Origin of the sequence: Benzoatithermus flavus (assembly GCF_037908215.1) — a bacterium.
GTDB lineage: Bacteria > Pseudomonadota > Alphaproteobacteria > Geminicoccales > Geminicoccaceae > Benzoatithermus > Benzoatithermus flavus.
Genome location: NZ_JBBLZC010000128.1, coordinates 1 through 540, shown reverse-complemented (window position 1 = coordinate 540; position 540 = coordinate 1). Strand labels below are relative to the sequence as shown.

Sequence of the window (540 nt, the reverse complement as noted above, 5' to 3'; positions counted from 1 at the left end):
GCAGCTCCATCATTGCGTCTCGACCTCGCCCTGGGCCACGGCCCCGCTCGAAGACGAGCTGGTGCGCGCCGCCGACCGGCTCGTCGGTGGGCCGGCGGCGGTGCCGGTGATCGCCGCCCCGGTCGAGCGGGGCGGCACTCGGTCGGTGTCCAGCGCCAGTACTGCGGCGAGCTCGGCAAGCGCGCCAACTGCCAGTCGCTGGTCTCGCTCACCCTGGCCAAGGCCGAGGTGCCGGTCCGTATCGGGCTGCGGCTGTTCCTGCCCGAGGGCTGGGGCGCCGACGCCGAGCGGCTGGCGCGTGTCGGTGCGCCAGAAGGGATCGGGTACCGGCCGAAGTGGCGGATCGCCCTCGACGAGATCGACCGCGTGCTGGCCGCGGGCGCCCGGTTCGGCTGCATTTTGGCCGACGCGGCGTAGGGCGGGGCGGCCGAGTTCCGCGGCGGCCTTGCCGAGCGCCAGCTTCCTTGTGCGGTGGCCATCCTGCCGATGCCGCAGGTCCATCCGGCCGAGGTCACGCTGACGTGGCCCGAGCGCGAGCCG

The 540-nt window shown here is 74.6% G+C and carries 1 protein-coding gene; it reads left to right on the top strand.

Annotated elements, in window-relative coordinates:
- On the top strand, window positions 1–417 hold a 417-nt coding region (locus U1T56_RS24480; protein ID WP_418162083.1), incomplete at its 5' end, for a transposase.
- Window positions 418–540: the final 123 nt, after the last annotated feature.